This is a genomic window from Halopseudomonas nanhaiensis (assembly GCF_020025155.1).
Taxonomy (GTDB): Bacteria; Pseudomonadota; Gammaproteobacteria; order Pseudomonadales; family Pseudomonadaceae; genus Halopseudomonas; species Halopseudomonas nanhaiensis.
Genome location: NZ_CP073751.1, coordinates 2,274,236 through 2,296,113 on the forward strand (window position 1 = coordinate 2,274,236; position 21,878 = coordinate 2,296,113).

A 21,878-nucleotide genomic window follows, 5' to 3' on the forward strand; every position below is an offset into this window, starting at 1 on the left:
AGGCCGAAACCCGCGCTTCGGCCTATTGCCTGGTCTTTGAAAGGTCAGCGGTTCCTCACTCCACCGGAAACTCCGCAGCGATGTCCGCCTTGGCTTCAGCGGTGTCGCTCAGATCGACATACTCCTGGGTCTGGGCGTTGTATATCGGGTACTGAATGTCCCCCTCCACACTCGGGTTGCCGGTTTTGGCGAAGTTGGTCCAGATGGTCAGCATGCGATCGATGACCTCATCGTCAGTCTCATCGAAGCCGGCAGAGGCGAATATGTCAGCGGGGTCGCCTGCCGAACCGGACACGCCGTTACCGTTGAGGTCTCCGATCTGAAGCGATTTACCAGTCGCAGGATCAATCACCAGCCCCAGCTGATAGTGCGTGATGACGCTTGTCGGCATGTTGAACATATAGGCCAGTTCCGCGCCGTGATAGGCCTGCACGCCTCGGGCTTTCCATCCGGCGGGTTGATGACTGAACAGGGTCGCGAATGTCGGTTCGCTGATGTAATCGACCATCCAGGGAAACACGTCCCTTACCGTGTTGATGGGATCGATCGTATCGTTGGTGTTCACCGTGAACATGAAGGGGACGTCGTTATCGGTATCGGTCTCGAAGCTGGTGCGTTCGGTCGTCGGCAAGTAGAAGTTGTCGACGTTGGTGTAAGGCGTGATGGTGGCTGCGGCGCTGACCACCTCCAGCCAGCTCTTCTCGCGCATTTCTTCCAGCGATGCCGCGTTGAGCCGCGCTTGTAGATCACTGCCGATACCCTCGGCAGCCGCGAGGCTGCGGGTATCCGGATACAGCGTGCCGCTCTGACTAATCGCTCGGTGGAACAGGCCCGCGGCTTCTGGTGAGGCCATCAGCGAGAGCACTTTCCGTCCGCCGCCAGACTCACCGAATATGGTGACGTTGCTGGGGTCTCCGCCGAACTCGGCGATATTGTCCTGCACCCAGCGCAGCGCCATGATCAGGTCCATCTGTCCGTAGTTTCCTGACCCGCCATAACCGCTTTCCGCGCTCAGCTCAGGATGGGCGATATAACCGAACGGCCCGAGGCGATGGTTGACCGAGACCTGAACGACGCCCTTGCTGGCAACTGCAGCGGGGTTATTGAACGGCTTGGTATTGCTGGTCAGCGAAGTGAAGCCACCGCCATGAAACCAGACCATGACCGGCAGGTCCTCGGCCTGCTTGGGGGCCGTGACATTCAGGTAGAGCGAGTCTTCACTCATCCCGCCTTCACCGAACCGTTCCAGAGCAGGGTTCTGTGCCGCCTGATCGCGCCATGAGGTCGCATCGCGAACGCCCTCCCACGGGTCGGCAGGTACTGGCGCGCGCCATCTCAAGTCGCCGAGTGGCGGTTTGGCATACGGCACGCCAAGGTACTGCCAGGTATTTTGGTCGGCTTCGAAGCCGCTCAGGTCACCGCCTGTAGTGGTCACCACGTTTCTCGGGCTGGTTGAGCGAGAGAAATGTTCGAGCGCGTCTGCGGTCGCGACTGCCTTGCGCGGCCTCGGGTCGGTATCGACGAAACTGCCCTGCGCTTCCAGCCGGTCCAGCACCGGTGTGAGATTGGCCGAAAAGTCCGCTGTCGATTGATCGAGGCTCAGGCTGCCGGCGCTGGCGGAAATCTCGTCACGAATGGCTTCGCTGATGTCGATTCCGTTATTGAGGTTGCCGTCCGAATCGAGCGACTGCAACAGAACCAGCATATTGGTGACGCGCTGGTCTTCGGCAGACGCGGCGCCATCAACGATGTTCAACGGGGTCAGCACCTCCTGACCTACCGCAGAGCCAAGCGCGAGATCGCCGATCGAAAATGAAATCGACTCGCCCTCTGCATAGGAGAATTCGCCGCTTGCGTTGGTCATGCCTTGATGGGATGCGGCAGCGTAATCGAGACCCGCTACCGCGCTGTCGACGAAAGTCCCGGTGCGAGCGGTAGGCCCATCGTCATTATTTGATGAATCACCCAGACAGCCTGATAGCGCGACGACGAGGGGGAGCAACGATGCTGCGGGCAATGCCGAGCGCACCGATTGAGTGGAAAGAAACGTTTTCACTGAAAGCCTCCGATTATTATTTTTGTCATGGAGCCTCGCGGGCACCTTGACGATTCAGCGTGGTGCTTTACCGAAAAGTGACGGGCAGAGAGAGCCTGACCGAAGAGTCACTCTTCGAGCGTAGCCACCCGAATGGGTGATGCAACAGGGGAAAACCCCGGTCGTGGTGGCCGCAGCTGCGATGAGACGCTTAGGCTCCAGGTAACAATTCGCGAATGTGACTCTGAAGTCTTTTTTAGCCCGTTCGGTCAGCTGACTTTGAATGCATCACACTGTGTCGCCTTTGCTGGACTGCGGTCGACCAACCAACGACGACCCCGTGAGACGAAACCCGCTGAAGCTAAGCACGGCCGGACGGGTCGGCATGGAATGTCATTCATACGGTCGATAATCAATCCCGCGCTGCTGCACTCGGTTTATCGATGGGAAAGTGCTCCATACGTCGGCTCGCCTTGACGGGTACAACGATCGTTTTACACTTCGCCCATGAACAAGCGTAATGAAATGATTGCGGGCGCCTCGCAGGTGTTCGAGGCCGGCGGTTTCCGCGGGGTAGGCATCGACCGGGTCATTGCGGCCTGCGGAGCATCCACTCGCACGCTATACAAGCACTTCGGTTCGCGCGACGGACTGGTTCTCGCCGTGCTCGAAGCGAGGCATGGCACGTTCATGAGGCAGCTGTCCGATAGCGAAGCACCCGATGCCGACCCGGTCGGATCACTGTTCGATACGCTAAACGGCTGGATAGAAGAGCATGGCGCCCGTGGATGCATGCTGCTGCGAGCCCGGAGCGAGTATGGCCAGGGAAATGCAGAGATCGTCTGCCTGGTCGACAGGCAAAAACGCGAATTCCGTGAAGAGATTGCAACGCGGGTGACAAACGCGCTCGGCCATGACGACCCTGCGCTTTCCACGCAGATATGGGTGCTGTTCGAAGGAGCTACCGCAGCAGCAAGCATTACCGGCGTGCCGGTTATTGAATATGCAAAGGTGGCCGCTCTCTCACTAGTGGCCGCCGCGAAAACGGGCCCCTCGTGAAGCGCGGCCTCAACCTTGTCGCGGCCGCCTTCGCGTTGACCGCGCTTGCCTACGGCCTTGCGCGCTTCGCCTATGGATTGCTGCTGCCCCAGATCCGAGCGGATCTCGGCCTGCAGGTTACCGAGGCCGGGTGGATTGGCGGTGGGGCCTTTGCCGCCTATTGCGCGGGAATCGTTCTCGCCTTTTCGCTCGTCGGCAAACGTGGCCCGCGTGCAATTGCGCTTGGCGCGGGCCTGGCCGCAACGGTTGGAATGGCCCTGGTGGTCGTGGCGTCCTCGGCTCCATCGCTGGGTCTGGGCATTGCGCTGGCCGGACTGAGTACAGGCCTGACCTCGCCTCCGCTCGCCTCAGCCGTCAGCGCACGAATCCGAGATCGCGACAGACCCAAGGCCAACGGAATGATCAACGCGGGCACGTCAGCGGGTATTGTGTTGTCCGGCGTGGCAGCGATAGCCGCTCACGGCGCATGGCGTGAGGTCTACATCCTGTTTTCGTTGATCGGTGTGACGGTCACGGTCTGGGTCTGGTTCGCGTTGCCATCCCGCGCGCATAACACCGGCCCGACGGGTATCTCGCTAGCCATTCTGCGGCGTCCCGGCATTGTGCCGCTGTGCAGCAGCGCCTTTCTGATGGGGCTCGCAAGCACCGCAGTCTGGACCTTCGGTGCCGATATTCTGCGCGTCGAGTACGGCTTTACCGAGAACAGCATCGCCTGGGCCTGGATTGCCCTTGGCATTGCCGGGTTGAGCGGTGCGTTTACCGGCTTTTTCACCACCCGCTTCGGCAAGGCGAGCGTTCATGCCGTTGCGCTGCTGGCGATGGCTACCGGCATCCTGGGGTTGGCCATGACATTGATTTCGCCCGTGTACGGTTTTGCTTCGGTAAGCGTGTTCGGGGCCGCGTACATTGTCTCCACAGGCGCTTACCTGATTCAGGGCATCGACCTGCTGCCCGATCGGCCGGACCTGGGCCTGGGTATTCCCTTTCTCGTTCTGGCGGTGGGCCAGACAGTAGGCACCCCCCTGTTCGGGCTCTTGCTGGCGTCTGCGGGCGTGCCGGTCACGCTGGCCGCGTTCGCGGCGGCAGCCTGTCTGGCAATCGGTATCCGGCCTCGCGAAGAACAGTCAAGGCAGGCCACGTGCATCAATCTAGACCGATGAAGCGATCAGCACCCGCTACCGCTTCCCCGCCTGCAGCTCAGCCAGAAACCGAGCACAGACCTCCCGGTACTGCCATCACCCAGTCGCGAATGGCCATGATCGCGGGATCGCTACGGCGGCTTTCCGGATACACCAGGAAGAATGGCTTGCCCTCGATCACCGGACCAAAGGGCTGCATCAACCGTCCGGCGTTCAGCTCGTCCATGATCAGCTGACGACTCATCAACGCCACGCCCTGCGCCCCCACCGCGGCGGACACTGCGTGGGTCTCGTCGGAAAATACCAGCCCGGCGCTGAGGTCCAGTCCCGGGACGCGTGCCAGCCGCTGCCAGGCCGCCCAGTCAATGGGCGATGACACCGCGCCTGCGTTGCGAAAGTGAATCAGCGGATGTGCCGGCAGCTGGGTAACGTCGTTCAAACCCAGGTGGGGGCTGCAGGCGGGTATGAAGGTGTTGTCGAACAGCTTCTCTGCGATCAGGCCTGGCCAATGCCCGTCTCCGTAGCGGATGGCAATGTCCGCGGTGACGCCGTCCAGTGCGACCGGCTCGTGCGATGCGTGGATGCGAAGATCAATATCCGGATGCGTATCGCGCAGCATGCAGACCCACGAAACCAGCCAGCGCACCGCAACTGCCGGCGTGGTGGAGAGCGTGACCGCCTGCCGACAGGGCGCAGCGCTCAGCCGCTCCACGGTGCTGCTGATGCTGTCGAACGCGGTTTCCAACACCTGCTGCAGTTCTCGTCCCGGCGCGGTCAGCGCCAGCTGCCGAGGCCGGCGTACGAACAGTGCGACGCCGAGCGACGCTTCCAATCCTCGGATCTGATGGCTGATCGCCGTTGCAGTGACCGACAGTTCCAGCGCGGCCTGCTTGGCGCTCTCATGGCGAGCGGCCGCTTCGAAGGCACGTAGTGCAGACAGCGAGGGAAGCCAGCGGTGGGCCATGGATGAATTCCTCTCATCTTCAGCAGCAAAAAAAGATCGTTTGTCCCGCGCTCGACGCCTTTCTAGGCTGAGCTTGCTGCTAACGATAGATGAATTCAACTGCAAAGAGGAGATTCACCATGACACATATCCTTCACCTCGACGCGAGCGCTCGCCCTGGCCTGGCCGGCCGGGACGCGCACGACTCGCATAGCCGCAACCTGACCCACCGGTTCGTCAGCCAATGGAAGGCCAGAAAGCCAACCGACACTGTTGTCTACCGCGACATTGGTCAGCACCCGCCTGGCTTCACCAGCCACGACTGGATCGCCTCGTCATTTACGCCAGAGGCCCAGCGCGAGCCCTGGATGCACGATGCTCTTGCCGAAAGCGATCAGCTAACCAATGAGCTGATCGCCGCGGATGTTCTGGTGATCGGCACCCCGTTCTACAACTTCGGTATGCCTGCCTCGCTCAAGGCCTGGATCGACCAGGTCGTACGGCCCGGTCTGACGCTCGAATTCGACGAGACCAATCCGGTCGAGCCCTACATACCCAAGCTCAACGACCGGCCGCGGCATGTCGTGATTCTGACCGCCCGTGGCGGCGTGGGCTTTGGTCCCGGCGGCGAAATGGCACACATGAACCACCTGGAGCCGAACCTGATAACCGCCCTGGAGTTCATCGGCATCAGCCATTTCCATTGCATTGCCGTTGAAGGCCAGGAAGTGGGTGGAGAAGTACTGGCAGCGTCAACTGTCGAAGCAATAGGCAAGGTGGATGCGCTGGTCGAGGCGCTGCAGGCGGCGGTAGGTTCTGTACAAACGGATGTCGGAACGCCAGCGCTGGCATGATCGAGCAGCAAGGCAACCGGAGTGGACGGCGGGGCTCATGATCGGCCAGTGGGTCCCCGCTCGCCTGATCGACCACCGAAGCGGTGGGATCGGGGTGAAACCTGTCTCGAATACGCCTAAAGTAGATCGTTATTGAACACCGAGGAGACAAGCATGAACACCGCATCGAGCCGTAGCTCTGAGATTCGCAGCGCATTGCAGGTCAACCCTGCCCTCAAGGGGTCGGCGGAGATAAGACAGGAGATCGAGCGACGGATCGATTTCATCAAAAGCACCGTCCGCGCCTCTGGCACTCGCGCGCTGGTGCTGGGCATCAGCGGTGGGGTTGATTCCACAACCGGCGGCAAGCTGTGCCAGATGGCGGTCGAGTCGCTGCGTCAGGAGGGTTACGACGCCAGGTTCTATGCCATGCGCCTGCCCTATGGCGTGCAGATGGATGAGCACGATGCGCAGGCTGCGCTGGATTTCATCAAGCCCGATGAGCTGCGCACGGTCGACATCAAGGGGACAGTCGATGCATTGATGCAGGACTTCGCCGGCGAACAGGCGGACGCTGGCAAGCGTGATTTCGTCAAGGGTAACGTCAAGGCGCGTACGCGCATGGTCGCCCAATACACTTTGGCCAATTTCGTCAACGGGCTGGTGGTGGGCACCGACCACGCTGCCGAGGCAGTGATGGGGTTTTTTACCAAGTTTGGCGACGGTGCCTGTGACCTGGCGCCGCTGACCGGGTTGGTGAAGGACCAGGTGCGGAGCATCGCAGCTGAACTGAACGCCCCAGCGTCGCTGGTGAGGAAGGTACCGACTGCCGACCTTGAGGAGCTTCAACCCGGCCGCCCCGACGAAGACGCCCACGGCGTCGCTTACGAGCAGATTGACGCGTTTCTCCTGGGTGAGCCGGTTGACGAAGAGGCTGCGAAGAAGATCATCAAGCAGTACGATGCCACCGAGCATAAGCGCCAGCTGCCGCTGGCGCCATGACCGTGACGTAGCGGCTAGCGCCCCTTCAACGAGCCCAGTAGCCCGCGCATGATCTGCCTGCCGAGTTGAGTGCCGATGCTGCGCATGGCACTGCGCCCGGCCTGTTTGACGAAGTCGCCAACCACGGATTTTTCTGCCGCAGGCCTTCGGGATTGCCGGGCCTCGGATTGGCGGCGGGTCACGACCGTATCTTCGGACAACGCCCGCTCTGCCTGCGCTTGCAGGATTTCATAGGCCGACTCGCGGTCGAGCAGCCGGTCGAATGCGCCGGCGAGTACCGAGCGCTGCACGAGCGTAAGGCGCTCCTGATCGCTGATCGGGCCGATCTGGCTGGCAGGCGGGCGGATCAGCACGCGCTGGACGGGGGTCGGTACACCCTTGTCGTCGAGCACCGAAACGAGGGCCTCACCCACACCCAATTCGGTAATGGCAACCTCGGTGTCCAGCTCCGGATTGCTGCGAAAGGTCTGTGCCGCGGTACGCACCGCTTTCTGATCTCTGGGGGTGAAGGCGCGCAGGGCATGCTGGACTCGATTACCCAGCTGGCCAAGGATGGCGTCAGGCACGTCCAATGGGCTCTGCGTGATGAAGTACACCCCAACGCCCCTGGAACGAATAAGCCGTACGACTTGCTCGATACGATCGACCAGCGTTTTGGGCGTGTCATTGAACAGCAGGTGCGCTTCATCGAAGAACAGCACAAAGCGGGGCTTGTCTGCATCGCCCACTTCCGGCAACTGTTCGAACAGCTCCGAGAGCAACCAGAGCAGAACACTGCAATAGGCCGTCGGACTATCGCGGTACAGGCGCGCCGCATGCAGGATATTCACCACGCCCTGCCCATGCTGGTCCGTCTGCATGAAATCGTCGAGCGTCACGGCCGGTTCGCCGAACAACTCATCCCCACCGAGACTGTCCAGGCTCAGCAGAGCACGCTGGATGGCGCCGATACTGGCGGGAGAGACATTGCCGTAGCGCGGCCCGATCTCGCTTCTGTGTTCGTTCACGTAGGCAAGCATGGCGCGCAGATCCCTGAGATCGAGCAGCAACCAGCCATTTTCGTCTGCAACCTTGAACAGCACTTGCAGAACGCCACTCTGCGTTTCGTTCAGATTCAGCAGGCGTGCCAACATGATCGGACCGAAGTCGGCCATGGTCAGGCGCAGCGGGTGCCCATGTTCACCATACACATCCCAGAACACGGTGGGCGCGCCGTTCAACTGCAGGTCTGCAAGACCCACGCGGACGGCGCGCTCGCGCAGACGATCGCTCATGACACCGGCTTTGGCGATTCCGGAAAAGTCGCCCTTGATGTCGGGCACCAGCACGGGCACGCCCATTTCCGAAAACGCCTGGGCCATCACCTGCAATGTAACGGTCTTGCCGGTGCCGGTGGCGCCGGCGATCAGGCCGTGACGGTTCGCCATGCGCGGCTCGATGGCCACCGGGTGCTCGTTGTTGGCGCCAAGCAGCAGTGGCGAGGGGTTGGTTGCGGTCACGGATATCCTCCAGCAGGCATGATTGCCTCAGTGTAGACAGGCTTGATGATGCCGGTGATACAGCACCGTGGATCTCAGCCGGCCAGCCCTGCCGCCCTGCCCCGCGCCGCATGCAGTTTCCGGTAGCTGTCGATCAGCCGCTGGTGCCGGTCCAGCCCATCCAGCTTCATGCTGGTCGGCGTCAGGCCATGAAAACGCACACTGCCACTCACCGAACCAATCACCGCATCCATGCGCGGATTGCCGAACATGCGGCGGAAGTTGACCTCGAAGTCTGCCAGTTCCAGTTCGCTGTCCAGCTGTACCTCGAGTACCGCATTGAGCGCCTGATAGAACAGACCGCGCTCGGCAGTGTTGTCATTGAACTGCAAAAACGCCTCGACCTGCTCCTTGGCTTCGTCAAACTGCTTGAGGGCCAGATGGATAAGCAGCTTCAATTCGAGGATGGTCAGCTGCCCCCACACGGTGTTGTCATCGAATTCAATGCCGATGAGTGTGGTGATGTCCGTGTAATCGTCCAGCTCACTTTCTTCAAGACGCTCCACGAGTGCCTGCAGGGCGTCGTCGTCCAGGCTGTGCAGATTGAGGATGTCTTCGCGGAAGAAAAGGGCCTTGTTGGTGTTGTCCCAGATGAGATCCTCGATCGGGTAGATCTCCGAGTAACCCGGCACCAGGATGCGACAGGCGGCTGCGCCCAGGTCGTCGTAAACCGCCATGTAGGTTTCCTTGCCCATGTCCGCAAGGATGCCGAACAAGGTAGCGGCTTCGTCCGCGTTGGGATCGTCTGCCCGGCTGGTGAAATCCCACTCGACGAAGTCGAAATCCGATCTGGCGCTGAAGAACCGCCAGGACACGACGCCACTGGAATCAATGAAGTGCTCGACGAAGTTGTTCGGCTCCATGACGGCATGGCTTTCAAAGGTTGGCTGCGGCAGGTCGTTCAGGCCCTCGAAGCTTCGGCCCTGCAGCAGTTCGGTCAGGCTGCGCTCCAGCGCAACCTCAAAGCTGGGATGCGCGCCGAATGAAGCGAAGACGCCGCCGGTACGCGGATTCATCAACGTGACGCACATCACCGGGAATTTACCGCCGAGCGACGCGTCCTTGACCAGTACCGGAAACCCCTGCTCTTCCAGTCCCTGGATCCCGGCAACGATGGCCGGGTATTTGGCCAGCACGGCCTCTGGCACGTCCGGCAGGGCGAGCTCACCTTCAAGAATCTCCCGCTTGACCGCCCGTTCGAAAATCTCCGACAGACACTGCACCTGCGCTTCGGCCAGGGTGTTGCCGGCGCTCATGCCGTTACTCAGATAGAGGTTCTCGATCAGATTGGAGGGGAAGTACACCTCTTCGCCGTCGGACTGCCGCACGAACGGCAGCGCGCAGATGCCCCGCGCCTCGTTCCCGGAATTGGTGTCGATCAGGTGCGAACCGCGCAGATCACCGTCCGGGTTGTAGATCGCCAGGCAGTACTCGTCGAGCAGGCCGGCGGGCAACGCATCCCTTCGCCCTGGCTTGAACCAGCGCTCGTTCGGGTAATGCACAAAGGCTGCGCTGGCAATGTCCTCGCCCCAGAACTGGTCGTTGTAGAAGAAGTTGCAATTCAGTCGCTCGATGAACTCGCCCAGTGCAGACGCCAGGGCTGCCTCCTTGGTCGCGCCCTTGCCGTTGGTAAAGCACATCGGTGACTGCGCATCGCGGATATGCAGCGACCACACGTTCGGCACGATGTTGCGCCATGAGGCGATCTCGATCTTCATGCCCAGACCGGCCAGCAGCGCCGACATGTTGGCAATGGTCTGCTCCAGCGGCAGATCCTTGCCGAGGATCCGGGTCTCCGCTCCGGTCGCCAGCTCCGGCAACAGCAATGCCTGAGCGTCGGCGTCCAGATTGTCCACTTCCTCGATGATGAAGTCCGGCCCGGTCTGAACGGCCTTCTTTACGGTGCAACGGTCTATCGAGCGCAATATGCCCTGACGATCCTTTGCGGACATGTCGGCTGGCAGCTCGACCTGAATCTTGAAGGTCTGCTTGTAGCGGTTATCCGGATCGACGATGTTGTTCTGCGACAGGCGAATGTTGTCGGTCGAGATCCCGCGGGTATTGCAGTACAGCTTGACGAAGTAGGCCGCGCACAGGGCCGAGGAAGCGAGGAAGTAATCGAACGGCCCCGGCGCCGAGCCGTCACCCTTGTAACGAATGGGCTGATCGGAGACCACAGTGAAATCGTCGAACCTGGCTTCGAGGCGAAGGTTGTCGAGAAAGTTGACCTTGATTTCCATGGGGCACCCGGATGACGAACGAATAGGGCCGCCATTATCCGGCTTTTGCGCTGGAAGTCATGTAATGGCCATGGCCAACCCGGTCACCGCCGACGGGTTGGCCATGGCAGCTGGTCAATCGTGCGGAGCGGCCGTCTGCTTCGCCAAGCTCTGTTCTGATCTGTTCGCCCAGTACTGACGCACGACGATCGGGGCGAAACGCAGCAGGTCTGTCGCCGAGCAGTTCAGAGAACGGGCAGATGCATGCAGGCGTTCAAGCTTGAAGGTATGCATCCACGCTGGCGCGGGCTCCTGCTCCTCGATCAGTGAATCCAGTGCGTTGCCCAGGCATAGGCCAACGCCTTCTATGCTGCCGCGATCGCGTGTCTGCATCGCCAGCAGTTCCTGTGCAGGACAGGGCAGGCAAAACAGCACGATCGGGGCCGGATGTTCGGAAATGAATCTGAGGCATCCTTCCTGGACCTCCCTGTTGTGCATATGAGGTATCGGCGGGTAATGGTGATTGAGCGTCACCGAGGGATAACGTCGGCGCAGTATGCGTACGATGCGCGGCTCGCACCCGATGACGGTCACCGGCCAGTCATTCATCGCGGCCTTCTCGAGGAAAGTTTCAGCAAGCTCCCGCATGGGCACGACCTGAGGCAGCTCGCTTTTGCACAGCTTGAAGAAGGAGAGCATCGCGGCGCTGTCGCAGACGCAGTGACTGGCCTTCGCATAGGCCTGCTGGAGATCGCCATGCTGATTCAGGCACACCAGCTGACTCAGATTGGCGGACAATACATAACTGAACCGTGCGTTGAAGGCTGTTTCTATTTCTTCTATCAGCCGATGTGGTGATTCTTTATAGAATTCTACGTTGAAGGCTCTCACTGCTACTCCCTGGCCAATTCGAACGACCAAATGAATCGGGCATGCCCGATAAACTATCGACGAAGCGTGCCGCGGCTTAGTTCCTGATCGCCATCATCCTGCAGGCCGTCAGGGAAAATACTGTGCGCCAGCGCACAAATCCAAACCTATCCGCTTGCAGTGGCTGACGTACCGGGTGTGGGCATACAGAGTGCGCAGCAGCCGGAAAAGGCCTAGCCAGAGCCTTAGAAACGTTCGAGGCCGACCGTTCGGCGGAGAACAACGGAAAACTGACGTCAGCGCGACGAACGGTTGACCAGCGCGTGAACTGGGCACAGGCGCCTCGGTCAGACCCGACATGCAGACTTTCTTTTATCTTCTAGATCAAAATGTTGTGCTGGAGCCCGCCCGGGAAGTGTTGCCCGGGCTATGGGTGGGCAGGCATTCGGGCGCGGCGCTGGAGCATCTGGCTCAAAAGCACCGCTCGCTTGTGCTGGTCGATCAGAAAGAGTTGCGCAAGCTTAGCGGTACCGCTGTCGAGCACTTCCTGGCACACCGCCACGCGCCAGCAGCGCGTCAGCAACAATCCTCGTAAGAGCTGCACTCCCCCGCCTCCGAGCCCCTGAGCAATTCGGTACGCTGAGACGACTGAAGATTCTTAACCGCACGACTTTTTTGATGCACTCAACACATTGATCGCGATCCGGGATTGCATTGGATTTATAGGTTCCCGCTTGGCAGAGTGATCTGACCAACAAGAAGGAACCCATCCATGCGCACTCCCACTACCAAGGGCCTCGCTCGCGGCCTGGCCGTGCTCAGCCTCGCCCTGCCAGCATCGCTGCTGGCCGGTCCCAACCCTGCCTCTGAAGCGACGTCGCGAGCCCATGCTGCTGTGCTGGACAAGCTGGACTTCGAGGATCAGCAATCCTTCGAGGACGCACGCCGCGGCTTTATTGCCCGGATCACCGAGGATCAGTTGGTCGACGCCCAGGGCAATACCATCTGGTCGACCCGCGCCTATGATTTTCTCGAGGCAGAGCAGGCCCCGGATACCGTCAATCCCAGCCTCTGGCGACAGGCTCGGCTGAATTCGATTCACGGGCTGTTCGAGGTGGTGGACGGGATCTATCAGATCCGCGGGATGGATCTCTCGAACATGACCATCGTGGAGGGCAAGGAAGGCCTGATCATCATCGATCCCCTGCTGACGCCAGCGACGGCGAAAGCCGGCCTGGAACTGTATCGCCAGCATCGATCGGACAAGCCTGTGGTGGCGGTAATGTATACCCACTCACATGCCGATCACTTTGCCGGAGTGAAGGGGGTGATCAGTCAGGATGACGTCGACCAGGGCCGCGTCAAGGTTTACGCACCGGATGGGTTCCTCGAGCATGCCGTGAGCGAGAACGTCATCGCAGGTAACGCGATGACCCGTCGCGCCTCGTACATGTATGGCACCGCGCTGCCGATCAATGCGCAGGGCCACGTCGATACCGGCCTGGGCAAGGGGTTGTCGATGGGTCCACGGACACTGATCGCACCGACTGACATCATTACCAACAACGGCGTGCAGACCATCGCCGGGGTGCCCATCGACTTTCAGCTGGCGCCTGGCAGCGAGGCGCCTGCCGAAATGATGATGTACTTTCCCGACAAGCGCGTTTTCAACACTGCCGAAGTAACGTCCCAGCACCTGCACAACATCTACACCTTGCGCGGGGCAGAAATTCGCGATGCCAGTCGCTGGTCACGGTATATCGATGAAGTGCTGGCAGACTACGGCGATCGCACCGATGTGCTGATCGGCCAGCATCACTGGCCGGTATGGGGGACGGACTCCGCCAGGCATTTTCTCACCGTGCAGCGCGATCTGTACAAGTTCATTCATGATCAGAGCGTGCGGCTGATGAACCACGGCTACCGTCCCGGCGAGATCGCCGAAACCATCAAGCTGCCAGCCAGCCTTGCTGGAGAATGGGCTGCACGTGATTACTACGGCACGCTCAAGCACAACTCGCGGGCCATTTATCAGCGCTATCTGGGCTGGTATGACGCCAACCCGGCGAACCTGGACCCGCCGCCTCCGGTGGAGGAAGCACAAAAATCGATCGAGTACATGGGTGGCATCGATCAGGTCATCCAGCGCGCTCGCACCGATTACCAAGCAGGCAACTATCGCTGGGTAGCGTCGGTCATGAGCAAGGCCGTGTTCGCAGAACCGGGCAATCAGCAAGCGCGCGACCTGGCTGCGGATGCCATGGAGCAGCTCGGCTACCAGGCCGAATCGGGGCCCTGGCGTGACGTGTACCTGTCTGCCGCCCAGGATCTGCGCGGCAGCAGCAAGCCCTCAGGCGGCTCCAGCGGCGGGAGTGGGGACATGCTTGAGGGTCTGACGACCGGCATGGTATTCGACCTGTTCGGGGTGCGTCTCAACGGCCCGAAGGCCGACGGCAAGCATATCGTCCTGAACTGGCATTTCACCGACACCGATGAACACATTCGCACCAACCTGCAAAACGCGACGCTTACCTGGCTACCCGATCGGCAGTCCGATGAAGCAGCCGCGAGCGTAACGCTGACCCGGGCCACGTTGAACGAGGTGCTGTTACGCAAGACCAGCTTCCCCGAAGCGATCAGAAGTGGGCACATCAAGATCAAGGGTGATGGGAGCAAGCTGTTCGAACTGCTTGGTCTGCTGGATGAGTTCAAGCCTGGCTTTTCACTGGTCGGGCCGGTCGAGCTGGAAGCACGGTGAGTAACCGCCCGACCGGTGACGCAATGGCAGAGATGTCGCTGTAGCTGAGAGCCGGGTGTCGAGCGTCCCCGCGGGTACCCGTTGCTAAGCTTGCGTCGCTCCGCATGTGGGAGCGACGCTCTCCCCTGGATCAGGGTTCATGATGCTCGACCCTGGCCTCACGCAGGCCGCCTGCGTTCATCGACACTCAACGCACCCGGTCCCACTGCGGCTACGAACAGCAGCCCGCCAATCATGGAAATTTCCTTCCAGAAGCTGTTCCACTCCCCTTCTACCCAGAACGGATGGAAGATGAAAGCGGTTCCCAGTGTGAACAAAACCAGCAATAGCGCAGCGATACGCGTCTGGAACCCGATGATCACCGCCAGCCCGCCGAACAGCTTGATGGCAAATCCGATCCATACCGCAAATGCCGGCACGCCCTTGGAGGCGGCGTAGTCGACAGGTACGTCGCCAACCAGCAGGCCGAAGCCGCCTATGAAGTAGATCAGCACCAGGAGAATGCGGCCCAGGGCCATGAGGTATTTGTTGTGAAGAGACTCGAGCATGAGAGTACCTATCCCGGTTTGCTGTCAGTTTCCCAAAGCGTAGCGGCACGTTCACCGCCGTCAACCATCGACTCACCTCTCCGGGTAAAGCCTGGCTCGTGGCAGGTATCGGCGGTAGCGGTCTCGCAACAAGGAACCGGGTCCTGAACGGTCTGGCCACAGCTCGAACGGTGCTCACCTTGCGGGGTTGCACACGCAGGGGCCGCGGGCGTTCCTGCCGAGCTGCGGCAGCCGTCCGCCCGCTCCATGGAAGCCGTTTTTCCGTCGTCGGCTGACGCCCGTCGCCATTCGATCCAGGACTCCGTCAGAACCTGTCGCGCCGAGTGCAGGAACAGCAAGGCAATGGCCAGCCCGACAATCACGTCCGGCCACAGCGTGCCCGTCAGCCCAACGAGGACCGCAGCGACGATCACGCTGGAATTGGCGATCAGGTCATTGCGCGAGCATAGCCATGTAGACTTCATGTTCAGGTCGTCGCTGCGATGACGATAGAGCATCGCGAAACACAGCGCATTGGCCGCAAGCGCTGCAGCGCCCACCAGCCCCATCCACTGCGCCTCCGGCACACCGCCGGTCACCAGCTTGCGCGCGGCGTCCGCGATTACCAGCACGGCAAACAGCAGCATCAGCGTACCCTTGAAAAACGCTGCGCCAGCGCGGGTCCGGGCACTTCGATGCAGCACGTACAGCGTCAGCGCATAGACCGAGGCATCACCGAACATGTCCAGCGAGTCGGCCAGCAACGCCGTGGAGCCGATGAGCCAGCCGGCGGCGAACTCGATCAGGAACATGCCGGCATTGATTGCCAGAACGATGTACAGCACACGACTCTGCGCGTCGCGCAACCGCGCCAGTTCGCTCCCCTTGTCTTCACAACACCTGTCCACAAGCAGCCCTCCCTGAAAAGAATGATTCGAGCATGAAGGCTGTAGTGGCTTCAGGGTCAAGCCTTTTGCGCGCGGCGGCCTGCTGCGCACCGGTCTGCCTTAGGCAGCGTCCGGAGCGCCGGCCAGCGAGCGGTAGACGCCGACCATGGCCAGCGCGCGCTCGGTCTGGCTTCGTACCAGGTCATCGCGTATGGCGGTAAATTCCTGTTCAGCGGCCAGTAGTTCGAAATAACCGATCAGCCCCTGCTCATAACGGTCACGCGCCTGCTCGACCGCCTGGCCTGCTGCGTCCGCGGCACTCTGCAGCAACATCACCCTATGCTGCGCATGGTGGTAGCGCAGCAGCCAGGTTTCGGTCTCCTCCAGCGCCAGCAGCACGGCCTGCCGATAATCCGCGAGCAATCTGGCCGATTGAGCGTCGGCAGCGTCGATGCGAGCCTGCACCTGCGCGCGGTCGAGAAAGCTCCAGTCCACGCCCAGCGCCACCCGGCCGGTACGCGTCCCGCCCGTGAAGAGATCCGAGCCGTTGCCCGCAAGCGAGCCGAGCAGGCCGTCCAGCGTGAACCGCGGGAACAGGTCCGCTGTCGCAACGCCGATGCGTGCGCTGGCGGCGGCCAGGCGACGTTCGGCCGCCTGGATATCCGGCCTGCGACGCAGTACCTCGCCGGGACTGCCGGCGCTGATCGTCGGCTGGCGGCGAGGAAGATCGCCCGGCGTTGCCAAAACCTGGGCCAATGCGGTCGGGCTCTGTCCGGTCAACACGCCAATACGGTGGATGGCGCTTCCGATCGACGCTTCAAGCTGCGGAATAGCTGCTCGGTTGGTGTCGAGCTGGGCACGGGCACGCACCTGATCGAACAGCGTGCCGCGTCCGGCTTCCAGCCTCACACCGACGATATCCAGCGAAGCCTGCTGCAGCCGGACACTGTCCTGCGCGACACGCAATTGCTGCTGCAACCCGCGCAGCTCGAAATAACTGCTGGCAACCTGGCCGGCGAGCGCCACCTGCAGCGTCTGCCGATCGGCGCCGGCTGCCTGCAGCTCGGCCTCGCTGGACTGCGTAGCCCGGCGCAAGCGTCCGAACAGATCCAGCTCCCAACTCAGCGCCACGCCAGCCTGATAGCGCTCAAGGTGTTGCTCGTCGGACGGCAGTCGCTCTACTTCGGCCAGACGCTGACCCGAGGCAGCAGCGCCAGCGGTGACACTTGGGAGCTGATTACGGCGGGCGCCCCGCAACAGGGCCTCGGCCTCCTGATAGCGAGCCAGGGCAGCCTGAAGGTTCTGGTTTTCTGCCAGCGTGCGCTTGATCAGCTGTGCCAGCAGCGGGTCTTCAAAACCCTGCCAGAACAGCAGATCAGCTGGTGCAGCGAACGCCCCTGAAGGCTCCGTGGCCGACGGCGCGTGGGTGAAGCGCTTCAATGCGATCGGCTCGGGCGACTGGTACTCCGGCCCCACTGCACAGGCTCCCAGGAGTCCCGCGAGAGAAATGACGCCAGCCATCTTATACATGGGATGCTCCTGCAGAATGCTCTTCATCGGCGGCCACGGATGCCCTCCGCTCTCCCCGCTTGGCCAGGCTTCGCAGTGCGACGTAGAACACCGGGGTCAGCAGCAGCCCGAACAACGTGACGCCGATCATGCCGGTGAACACGGTGATCCCCATCGCATTGCGCACCTCCGCGCCCGCGCCGCTGGCCAGTACCAGCGGGACAACGCCGGCAATGAAGGCAACCGAGGTCATGATGATCGGACGCAGGCGCAGGCGGCTGGCTTCCAGCGCGGCACTCACCGTATCGCGGCCTTGCAGTTCGAGTTCACGGGCGAACTCGACGATGAGGATGGCGTTCTTGCACGCCAACCCCATCAGCACCACGAGCCCGACCTGGACGAAAATGTTGTTGTCGCCACCGCTGAGCCACACGCCGAACAGCGCAGCGAGCAGACACATTGGCACGATGAGAATGACCGCCAGCGGCATCACCCAGCTTTCGTACAGCGCGGCAAGCACCAGGAATACCAGCAGAAGCGCCAGCGGGAACACCACCATTGCCGCGTTGCCCTGAGTCACCTGCTGAAAGCTCAGGTCGGTCCATTCCAGGGTCATGCCGGCAGGCAGCACACCATCCGCCACCTCCGTCACCGCGGCCAGCGTCTGCGCCGACGACAGCACCGACGGGTCCGATTGGCCGATGAGATCCGCCGCCGGATAGCCGTTGTAGCGGATCACCGGGTCCGGGCCGAAGCTTTCACGCAGGGTGACCATGGTGTTGAGCGGGACCATGTCATCGTTGGCGTTGCGGGTGTACAGATGGTCAATGTCGCTGGGGTTGTCCCGAAACTGCGAGTCGGCCTGCGCCATGACCCGGTAGGTGCGGCCGAACAGGTTGAAGTCGTTGATGTACTGCGAGCCGAAGTACAGCTGCAGGCTGCCAAACAGATCGTCCAGCTGAACACCCTGCGCCTTGGCCTGGATGCGATCCACCTCGGCATCCAGCTGAGGGACATTGGCCTGATAGGAGCTGAACGGGTAAAACATTCCCGGCGTCTGACTCAAGGCACCGGCCAACTCGTTGGTGGCGGTCTGCAGCTCGCCGTAGCCGGCTCCGCGCCGGTCCTGCAAATACACCGAATAGCCCGAACCAGCCCCCAATCCAAACACGGGCGGTGGCATGAAGGTGATCGCGAAACCTTCCTTGATGCCAGCGAGCTGCGCATTGATGTCGTCCGATATCTCCTGCGCGGTGCGGTCGCGCTCATCGAAGTCATCGAACACCATGAACACGGTACCGACGTTCGGCGTATTCGTCCCTTGCAGGGCGTTGAAGCCGACGAATGCGAGCGCGTCTGACACGCCCTCGGTCTGCATTGCCAGCTCGCTGACGCGCCGGGCGACGGCTTCGGTACGGTCCAGCGAGGCACCTTCCGGCAGGCGAATACTGCCGATCAGGTAGGTCTTGTCCTGGTTTGGAATGAAGCCGCCCGGCACCTGGCCGAACATTACCGCCGTTCCGCCGAGCAATATCACATAGAGCCCGAACACCGATCCGCGGCGGCTCAGGCTGCGTCCAACCAGCCGCTCGTACCGCTGCGCGTTGCGCTGGAAGAAGCGATTGAACGGGCGGAAGACCCAGCCGAACAGGCGGTCGATGAGGCGCGCCGGCAGATCCGGTAGTGCGCCGTGCGGCTTGAGCAGCGTCGCAGCCAGTGCCGGTGACAGGGTCAGCGAATTGATTGCCGAAATCACCGTGGCAATGGCGATGGTCATGGCGAACTGGCGGTAGAACTGGCCGGTGATGCCATCCAGAAAGGCCATCGGTACGAAGACAGCGCACAGCACCAGGCTGATGGCCACGATCGGGCCGCTCACTTCACGCATTGCCTGATGCGCCGCAGGCAGGGGTGCGAGTCCGGCCTCGATATTACGCTCGACGTTTTCCACCACGACGATGGCGTCATCCACCACGATGCCAATCGCCAGCACCATGGCAAATAGCGTCAAGGTGTTGATCGAAAAGCCCATCATCAACAACACGGCGAAGGTACCGACGATCGACACCGGTACCGCCAGCAGCGGGATCAGCGATGCGCGCCAGGTCTGCAGGAACAGGATCACCACCAGCACCACCAACGCGACCGCTTCGAGCAACGTGATGATCACTGCCTTGATCGATGTGCTGACGAATACCGTCGGGTCGTAGGCGACCTCCCAGCTCAGACCCTCGGGGAACTCGCCTTCCAGTTCCGCCATCTTCTCGCGAACCGCTGCGGACACGTCGAGGGAGTTGGACCCGGGTGCCTGGAAAATCGGCAACGCCACCGCCTGACGGTTATTGAGCAGCGCGCGCAGGGCGTCCTGCGACGCTGCAAGCTCGACACGAGCGACGTCCTTGAGCAGCGTAACTTCGCCCTGAGCGCCGGTCTTGAGCACGATGTTCTCGAACTCCTCGACGCTTTCCAGGCGGCCCTGGGCGTTGATCGAAATCAGCATGTCAGAGCGATCCGGCATCGGCGGCGCGCCGATCTGGCCGGCGGAGACCTGGATGTTCTGCTCGCGCACCGCATTACTGATGTCGCCAGCCGTCACTCCCAGCGCAGCGGCTCGCTGAGGGTCGATCCACAGCCGCATGGCGTAGTCACCCGAGCCAAACAGCCCGGCCTGCCCCACCCCGGGGATCCGCGCCAGCTCATCGCGAATGTGCAGTACCGCGTAATTGCGGATATAGGTGGCATCCAGACTGTCGTCCGGCGAGGTCAAGTGTACCGCCATCATCAGATTGGGCGACTGTTTCTGCGTGGTCACGCCGAGCTGGCGGACATCCTCAGGCAGACGCGGAAGCGCCTGGGACACACGGTTCTGAACCTGAACCTGCGCCTGATCAGCATCGGTACCCAGCGCGAAGGTGACGGTCAGCGCCAGGCTGCCATCGCTGCCGGCGACCGACTTCATGTAGATCATGTCCTCGACGCCGTTGATAGCTTCTTCCAGCGGCGTTGCCACGGTTTCGGAAATGGTCTGGGGGTTGGCTCCGGGGTAGCTGGCACTCACCAGCACGCTCGGCGGAACCACCTCCGGATACTCGCTGACCGGCAGCAGTGGGATGCTGATCAGCCCCACCACGAAGATGATGATCGACAGCACCGAAGCAAAGATCGGCCTGTCTACGAAGAAACGCGAAATATTCACGGCAACAGCCCCCCGGAGCGCGTCGGTTGACGCGCCCGATTCAGTATCAGAAAGAAGATGGGATAAGGCGGAACGCTAGCTCATCGAGACATCGTCGCAGCGACCACCGGCGCCGGCGAGCTGCGCATGGTCACCAGCGCCGGGGCAACCTGCATGCCGGGGAACGCGATCTTCTGCAACCCGTTGACCACCACGCGTTCACCTGCTGCCAGCCCGGCCGTGACGACCAGCATGCCGTCCACCCTGCGACCGGTCTGCACCACCCGCCGCTCGGCTCGGTTATCGTCGCTCAGCACGTAAAGATAGCGCCGGTCCTGGTCAGTCATCACCGCCTTCTGGTCCACCAGAAGCGCTTCGGGCGCCGAGGCGATCGGCATTTCGACCCGAGCGAACTGACCGGGGCGTAGCGCACCGTCCGGGTTGGCTACCCGAGCCCGATACTGCAGGGTCCCGGTGCGGGGGTTGTATTGGTTGTCGACAAAATCCAGCTGCCCGCGGAAGGGGAAATTGTCCTGTCCCGCCAGCCCGATGCGCACCGGGGTCTTCGGCCCATGCGGATTGTCCTGCACGGTCTGCTGGTCACTTTCGAAGTAGACGTAGAGCGGGTCCACCGACACGAGTGTGGACAACAGGGTTGTATCGGCCGTCGCCAGATTGCCTCGGCTGACCTCAGCGCGGCCGATCCGCCCACTGACCGGCGCCTTGACCTCGGTATAGGCAAGATTCAGCTGCGCACTCTGGAGTGTTGCACTGGCTGCTTCCACCGCCGCCTCAGCCATGCGCTTTGCCGCGCTACGCTGCTCGAACTCTTCGCGGGAGATCGCCTGGCGCTTCCAGAGCTGTTCCGACCGGGCGGCTTCGCTGGAAGCCAATGCCAGCCGACTGCGGGCCTGGGCCAACTCGGCCTGGGCGAGCTGCTCGCGAGCCTGGTACGGCCGCCGGTCGATGACAAACAGTACATCGCCTTCGCTGACCAGAGCCCCCTCCTGAAAACGCACCTCCTCTATATAGCCGCTTACCCTCGGACGAAGCTCGACTGTCTGCGGCGCTTCAACTCGACCGCTGAAGGCTCCCCACAGGGTTACCGGCTCGGCTTCGACAACCGCCACCTCGACTTCCGGAGGGGGTACGGCTGCGGCATCGTCCTCGCCTCGGGCATCGCAGCCGGCCAGGACAGCCGAAAGAAAGGCCGCGAGCATCGCTGCCTTGGCATTGTTGATAGTGGTGGTTCGCATGGCGTTCTCGCTTCCGATCCGGGTCATGGTTACAGGTCGTTCAGCACGCAGGGCGTCGAACAGGCTGAACGATACGGTCGCGAGCATGTGCATGGGTAGCGGATTACTGCCGCATGATTGCCTGATCC

16 protein-coding genes are annotated in these 21,878 nt (G+C 61.7%); 6 read left to right on the forward strand and 10 right to left on the reverse strand.

The window, feature by feature from the left end; genetic code table 11:
- Positions 1 to 55: 55 nt before the first annotated feature.
- The gene (locus KEM63_RS10255) at positions 56 to 2,056 is read right to left on the reverse strand and encodes a carboxylesterase/lipase family protein (protein WP_223651338.1); all 2,001 of its coding nucleotides are present in this window, start codon (positions 2,054 to 2,056) and stop codon (positions 56 to 58) included.
- A gap of 486 nt (positions 2,057 to 2,542) precedes the next feature.
- Between KEM63_RS10255 and KEM63_RS10260 the strand changes: the two genes are divergently transcribed.
- Together KEM63_RS10260 and KEM63_RS10265 are read left to right on the forward strand one after the other, a co-directional pair.
- A complete protein-coding gene (locus KEM63_RS10260; protein WP_223651340.1) occupies positions 2,543 to 3,094 on the forward strand; it encodes a TetR/AcrR family transcriptional regulator in 552 nt (183 codons plus the stop codon).
- Positions 3,091 to 4,254 carry an MFS transporter gene (locus tag KEM63_RS10265; RefSeq protein ID WP_223651342.1) on the forward strand — a complete coding sequence of 388 codons (1,164 nt, stop codon included), beginning with the start codon at positions 3,091 to 3,093 and terminating at the stop codon, positions 4,252 to 4,254. Before KEM63_RS10260 ends, KEM63_RS10265 begins: the two co-directional genes overlap by 4 nt.
- Positions 4,255 to 4,291: 37 nt before the next feature.
- Here the strand turns inward: KEM63_RS10265 and KEM63_RS10270 are convergent, their stop codons facing one another.
- Positions 4,292 to 5,197: a LysR substrate-binding domain-containing protein gene (locus KEM63_RS10270; protein ID WP_223651344.1), complete on the reverse strand. Its 906-nt coding sequence runs from the start codon at positions 5,195 to 5,197 to the stop codon at positions 4,292 to 4,294.
- 119 nt (positions 5,198 to 5,316) lie between these two features.
- On the opposite strand from KEM63_RS10270, the gene KEM63_RS10275 reads away from it, so the two are divergent.
- Positions 5,317 to 6,030: an FMN-dependent NADH-azoreductase gene (locus KEM63_RS10275; RefSeq protein ID WP_223651345.1), complete on the forward strand. Its 714-nt coding sequence runs from the start codon at positions 5,317 to 5,319 to the stop codon at positions 6,028 to 6,030.
- A 153-nt stretch (positions 6,031 to 6,183) separates the two neighbouring features.
- The gene (gene nadE / locus KEM63_RS10280; RefSeq protein ID WP_223651347.1) at positions 6,184 to 7,011 is read left to right on the forward strand and encodes an ammonia-dependent NAD(+) synthetase; all 828 of its coding nucleotides are present in this window, start codon (positions 6,184 to 6,186) and stop codon (positions 7,009 to 7,011) included.
- Between the two features lie 14 nt (positions 7,012 to 7,025).
- Here the strand turns inward: nadE and KEM63_RS10285 are convergent, their stop codons facing one another.
- From KEM63_RS10285 to KEM63_RS10295, 3 genes are all read right to left on the reverse strand, one after another.
- The gene (locus tag KEM63_RS10285) at positions 7,026 to 8,510 is read right to left on the reverse strand and encodes a helicase HerA-like domain-containing protein (RefSeq protein WP_223651348.1); all 1,485 of its coding nucleotides are present in this window, start codon (positions 8,508 to 8,510) and stop codon (positions 7,026 to 7,028) included.
- Positions 8,511 to 8,584: 74 nt separating this feature from the next.
- Complete coding sequence (locus tag KEM63_RS10290; RefSeq protein WP_223651349.1) at positions 8,585 to 10,789, reverse strand: OsmC domain/YcaO domain-containing protein; 2,205 nt, start codon at positions 10,787 to 10,789, stop codon at positions 8,585 to 8,587.
- A gap of 114 nt (positions 10,790 to 10,903) precedes the next feature.
- Positions 10,904 to 11,659, reverse strand: coding sequence for a WecB/TagA/CpsF family glycosyltransferase (locus tag KEM63_RS10295; RefSeq protein WP_223651355.1), 756 nt, complete (start codon positions 11,657 to 11,659; stop codon positions 10,904 to 10,906).
- 337 nt (positions 11,660 to 11,996) lie between these two features.
- On the opposite strand from KEM63_RS10295, the gene KEM63_RS10300 reads away from it, so the two are divergent.
- Together KEM63_RS10300 and KEM63_RS10305 are read left to right on the forward strand one after the other, a co-directional pair.
- Positions 11,997 to 12,233, forward strand: coding sequence for a hypothetical protein (locus KEM63_RS10300; protein ID WP_223651357.1), 237 nt, complete (start codon positions 11,997 to 11,999; stop codon positions 12,231 to 12,233).
- A gap of 177 nt (positions 12,234 to 12,410) precedes the next feature.
- Positions 12,411 to 14,396, forward strand: coding sequence for an alkyl/aryl-sulfatase (locus tag KEM63_RS10305; protein WP_223651358.1), 1,986 nt, complete (start codon positions 12,411 to 12,413; stop codon positions 14,394 to 14,396).
- A gap of 158 nt (positions 14,397 to 14,554) precedes the next feature.
- Here KEM63_RS10305 and KEM63_RS10310 read toward each other — a convergent pair whose 3' ends face one another.
- The 5 genes from KEM63_RS10310 to KEM63_RS10330 all read right to left on the reverse strand — a co-directional run bounded on the left by KEM63_RS10310 (position 14,555) and on the right by KEM63_RS10330 (position 21,777).
- Positions 14,555 to 14,944: a DoxX family protein gene (locus KEM63_RS10310; RefSeq protein WP_223651359.1), complete on the reverse strand. Its 390-nt coding sequence runs from the start codon at positions 14,942 to 14,944 to the stop codon at positions 14,555 to 14,557.
- Positions 14,945 to 14,952: 8 nt separating this feature from the next.
- The gene (locus KEM63_RS10315) at positions 14,953 to 15,831 is read right to left on the reverse strand and encodes a cation efflux transmembrane domain-containing protein (RefSeq protein WP_223651360.1); all 879 of its coding nucleotides are present in this window, start codon (positions 15,829 to 15,831) and stop codon (positions 14,953 to 14,955) included.
- 99 nt (positions 15,832 to 15,930) lie between these two features.
- Complete coding sequence (locus KEM63_RS10320; RefSeq protein WP_223651361.1) at positions 15,931 to 17,340, reverse strand: efflux transporter outer membrane subunit; 1,410 nt, start codon at positions 17,338 to 17,340, stop codon at positions 15,931 to 15,933.
- Positions 17,333 to 20,515, reverse strand: coding sequence for an efflux RND transporter permease subunit (locus KEM63_RS10325; RefSeq protein WP_223651362.1), 3,183 nt, complete (start codon positions 20,513 to 20,515; stop codon positions 17,333 to 17,335). The genes KEM63_RS10320 and KEM63_RS10325 overlap by 8 nt, the downstream gene beginning before the upstream one ends.
- A gap of 80 nt (positions 20,516 to 20,595) precedes the next feature.
- Positions 20,596 to 21,777, reverse strand: a complete 1,182-nt coding sequence (locus tag KEM63_RS10330) for an efflux RND transporter periplasmic adaptor subunit (protein WP_223651363.1) — start codon at positions 21,775 to 21,777, stop codon at positions 20,596 to 20,598.
- Between the last annotated feature and the right edge of the window lie 101 nt (positions 21,778 to 21,878).

Coding starts and splice junctions, on each gene's coding strand:
- KEM63_RS10330 (WP_223651363.1), bottom strand. CDS start 21,777: ATGACCCGGATCGGAAGCGAGAACGCCATGCGAACCACCACTATCAAC.
- KEM63_RS10310 (WP_223651359.1), bottom strand. CDS start 14,944: ATGCTCGAGTCTCTTCACAACAAATACCTCATGGCCCTGGGCCGCATT.
- KEM63_RS10290 (WP_223651349.1), bottom strand. CDS start 10,789: ATGGAAATCAAGGTCAACTTTCTCGACAACCTTCGCCTCGAAGCCAGG.
- nadE (WP_223651347.1), top strand. CDS start 6,184: ATGAACACCGCATCGAGCCGTAGCTCTGAGATTCGCAGCGCATTGCAG.
- KEM63_RS10260 (WP_223651340.1), top strand. CDS start 2,543: ATGAACAAGCGTAATGAAATGATTGCGGGCGCCTCGCAGGTGTTCGAG.
- KEM63_RS10270 (WP_223651344.1), bottom strand. CDS start 5,197: ATGGCCCACCGCTGGCTTCCCTCGCTGTCTGCACTACGTGCCTTCGAA.
- KEM63_RS10305 (WP_223651358.1), top strand. CDS start 12,411: ATGCGCACTCCCACTACCAAGGGCCTCGCTCGCGGCCTGGCCGTGCTC.
- KEM63_RS10300 (WP_223651357.1), top strand. CDS start 11,997: ATGCAGACTTTCTTTTATCTTCTAGATCAAAATGTTGTGCTGGAGCCC.
- KEM63_RS10320 (WP_223651361.1), bottom strand. CDS start 17,340: ATGTATAAGATGGCTGGCGTCATTTCTCTCGCGGGACTCCTGGGAGCC.
- KEM63_RS10275 (WP_223651345.1), top strand. CDS start 5,317: ATGACACATATCCTTCACCTCGACGCGAGCGCTCGCCCTGGCCTGGCC.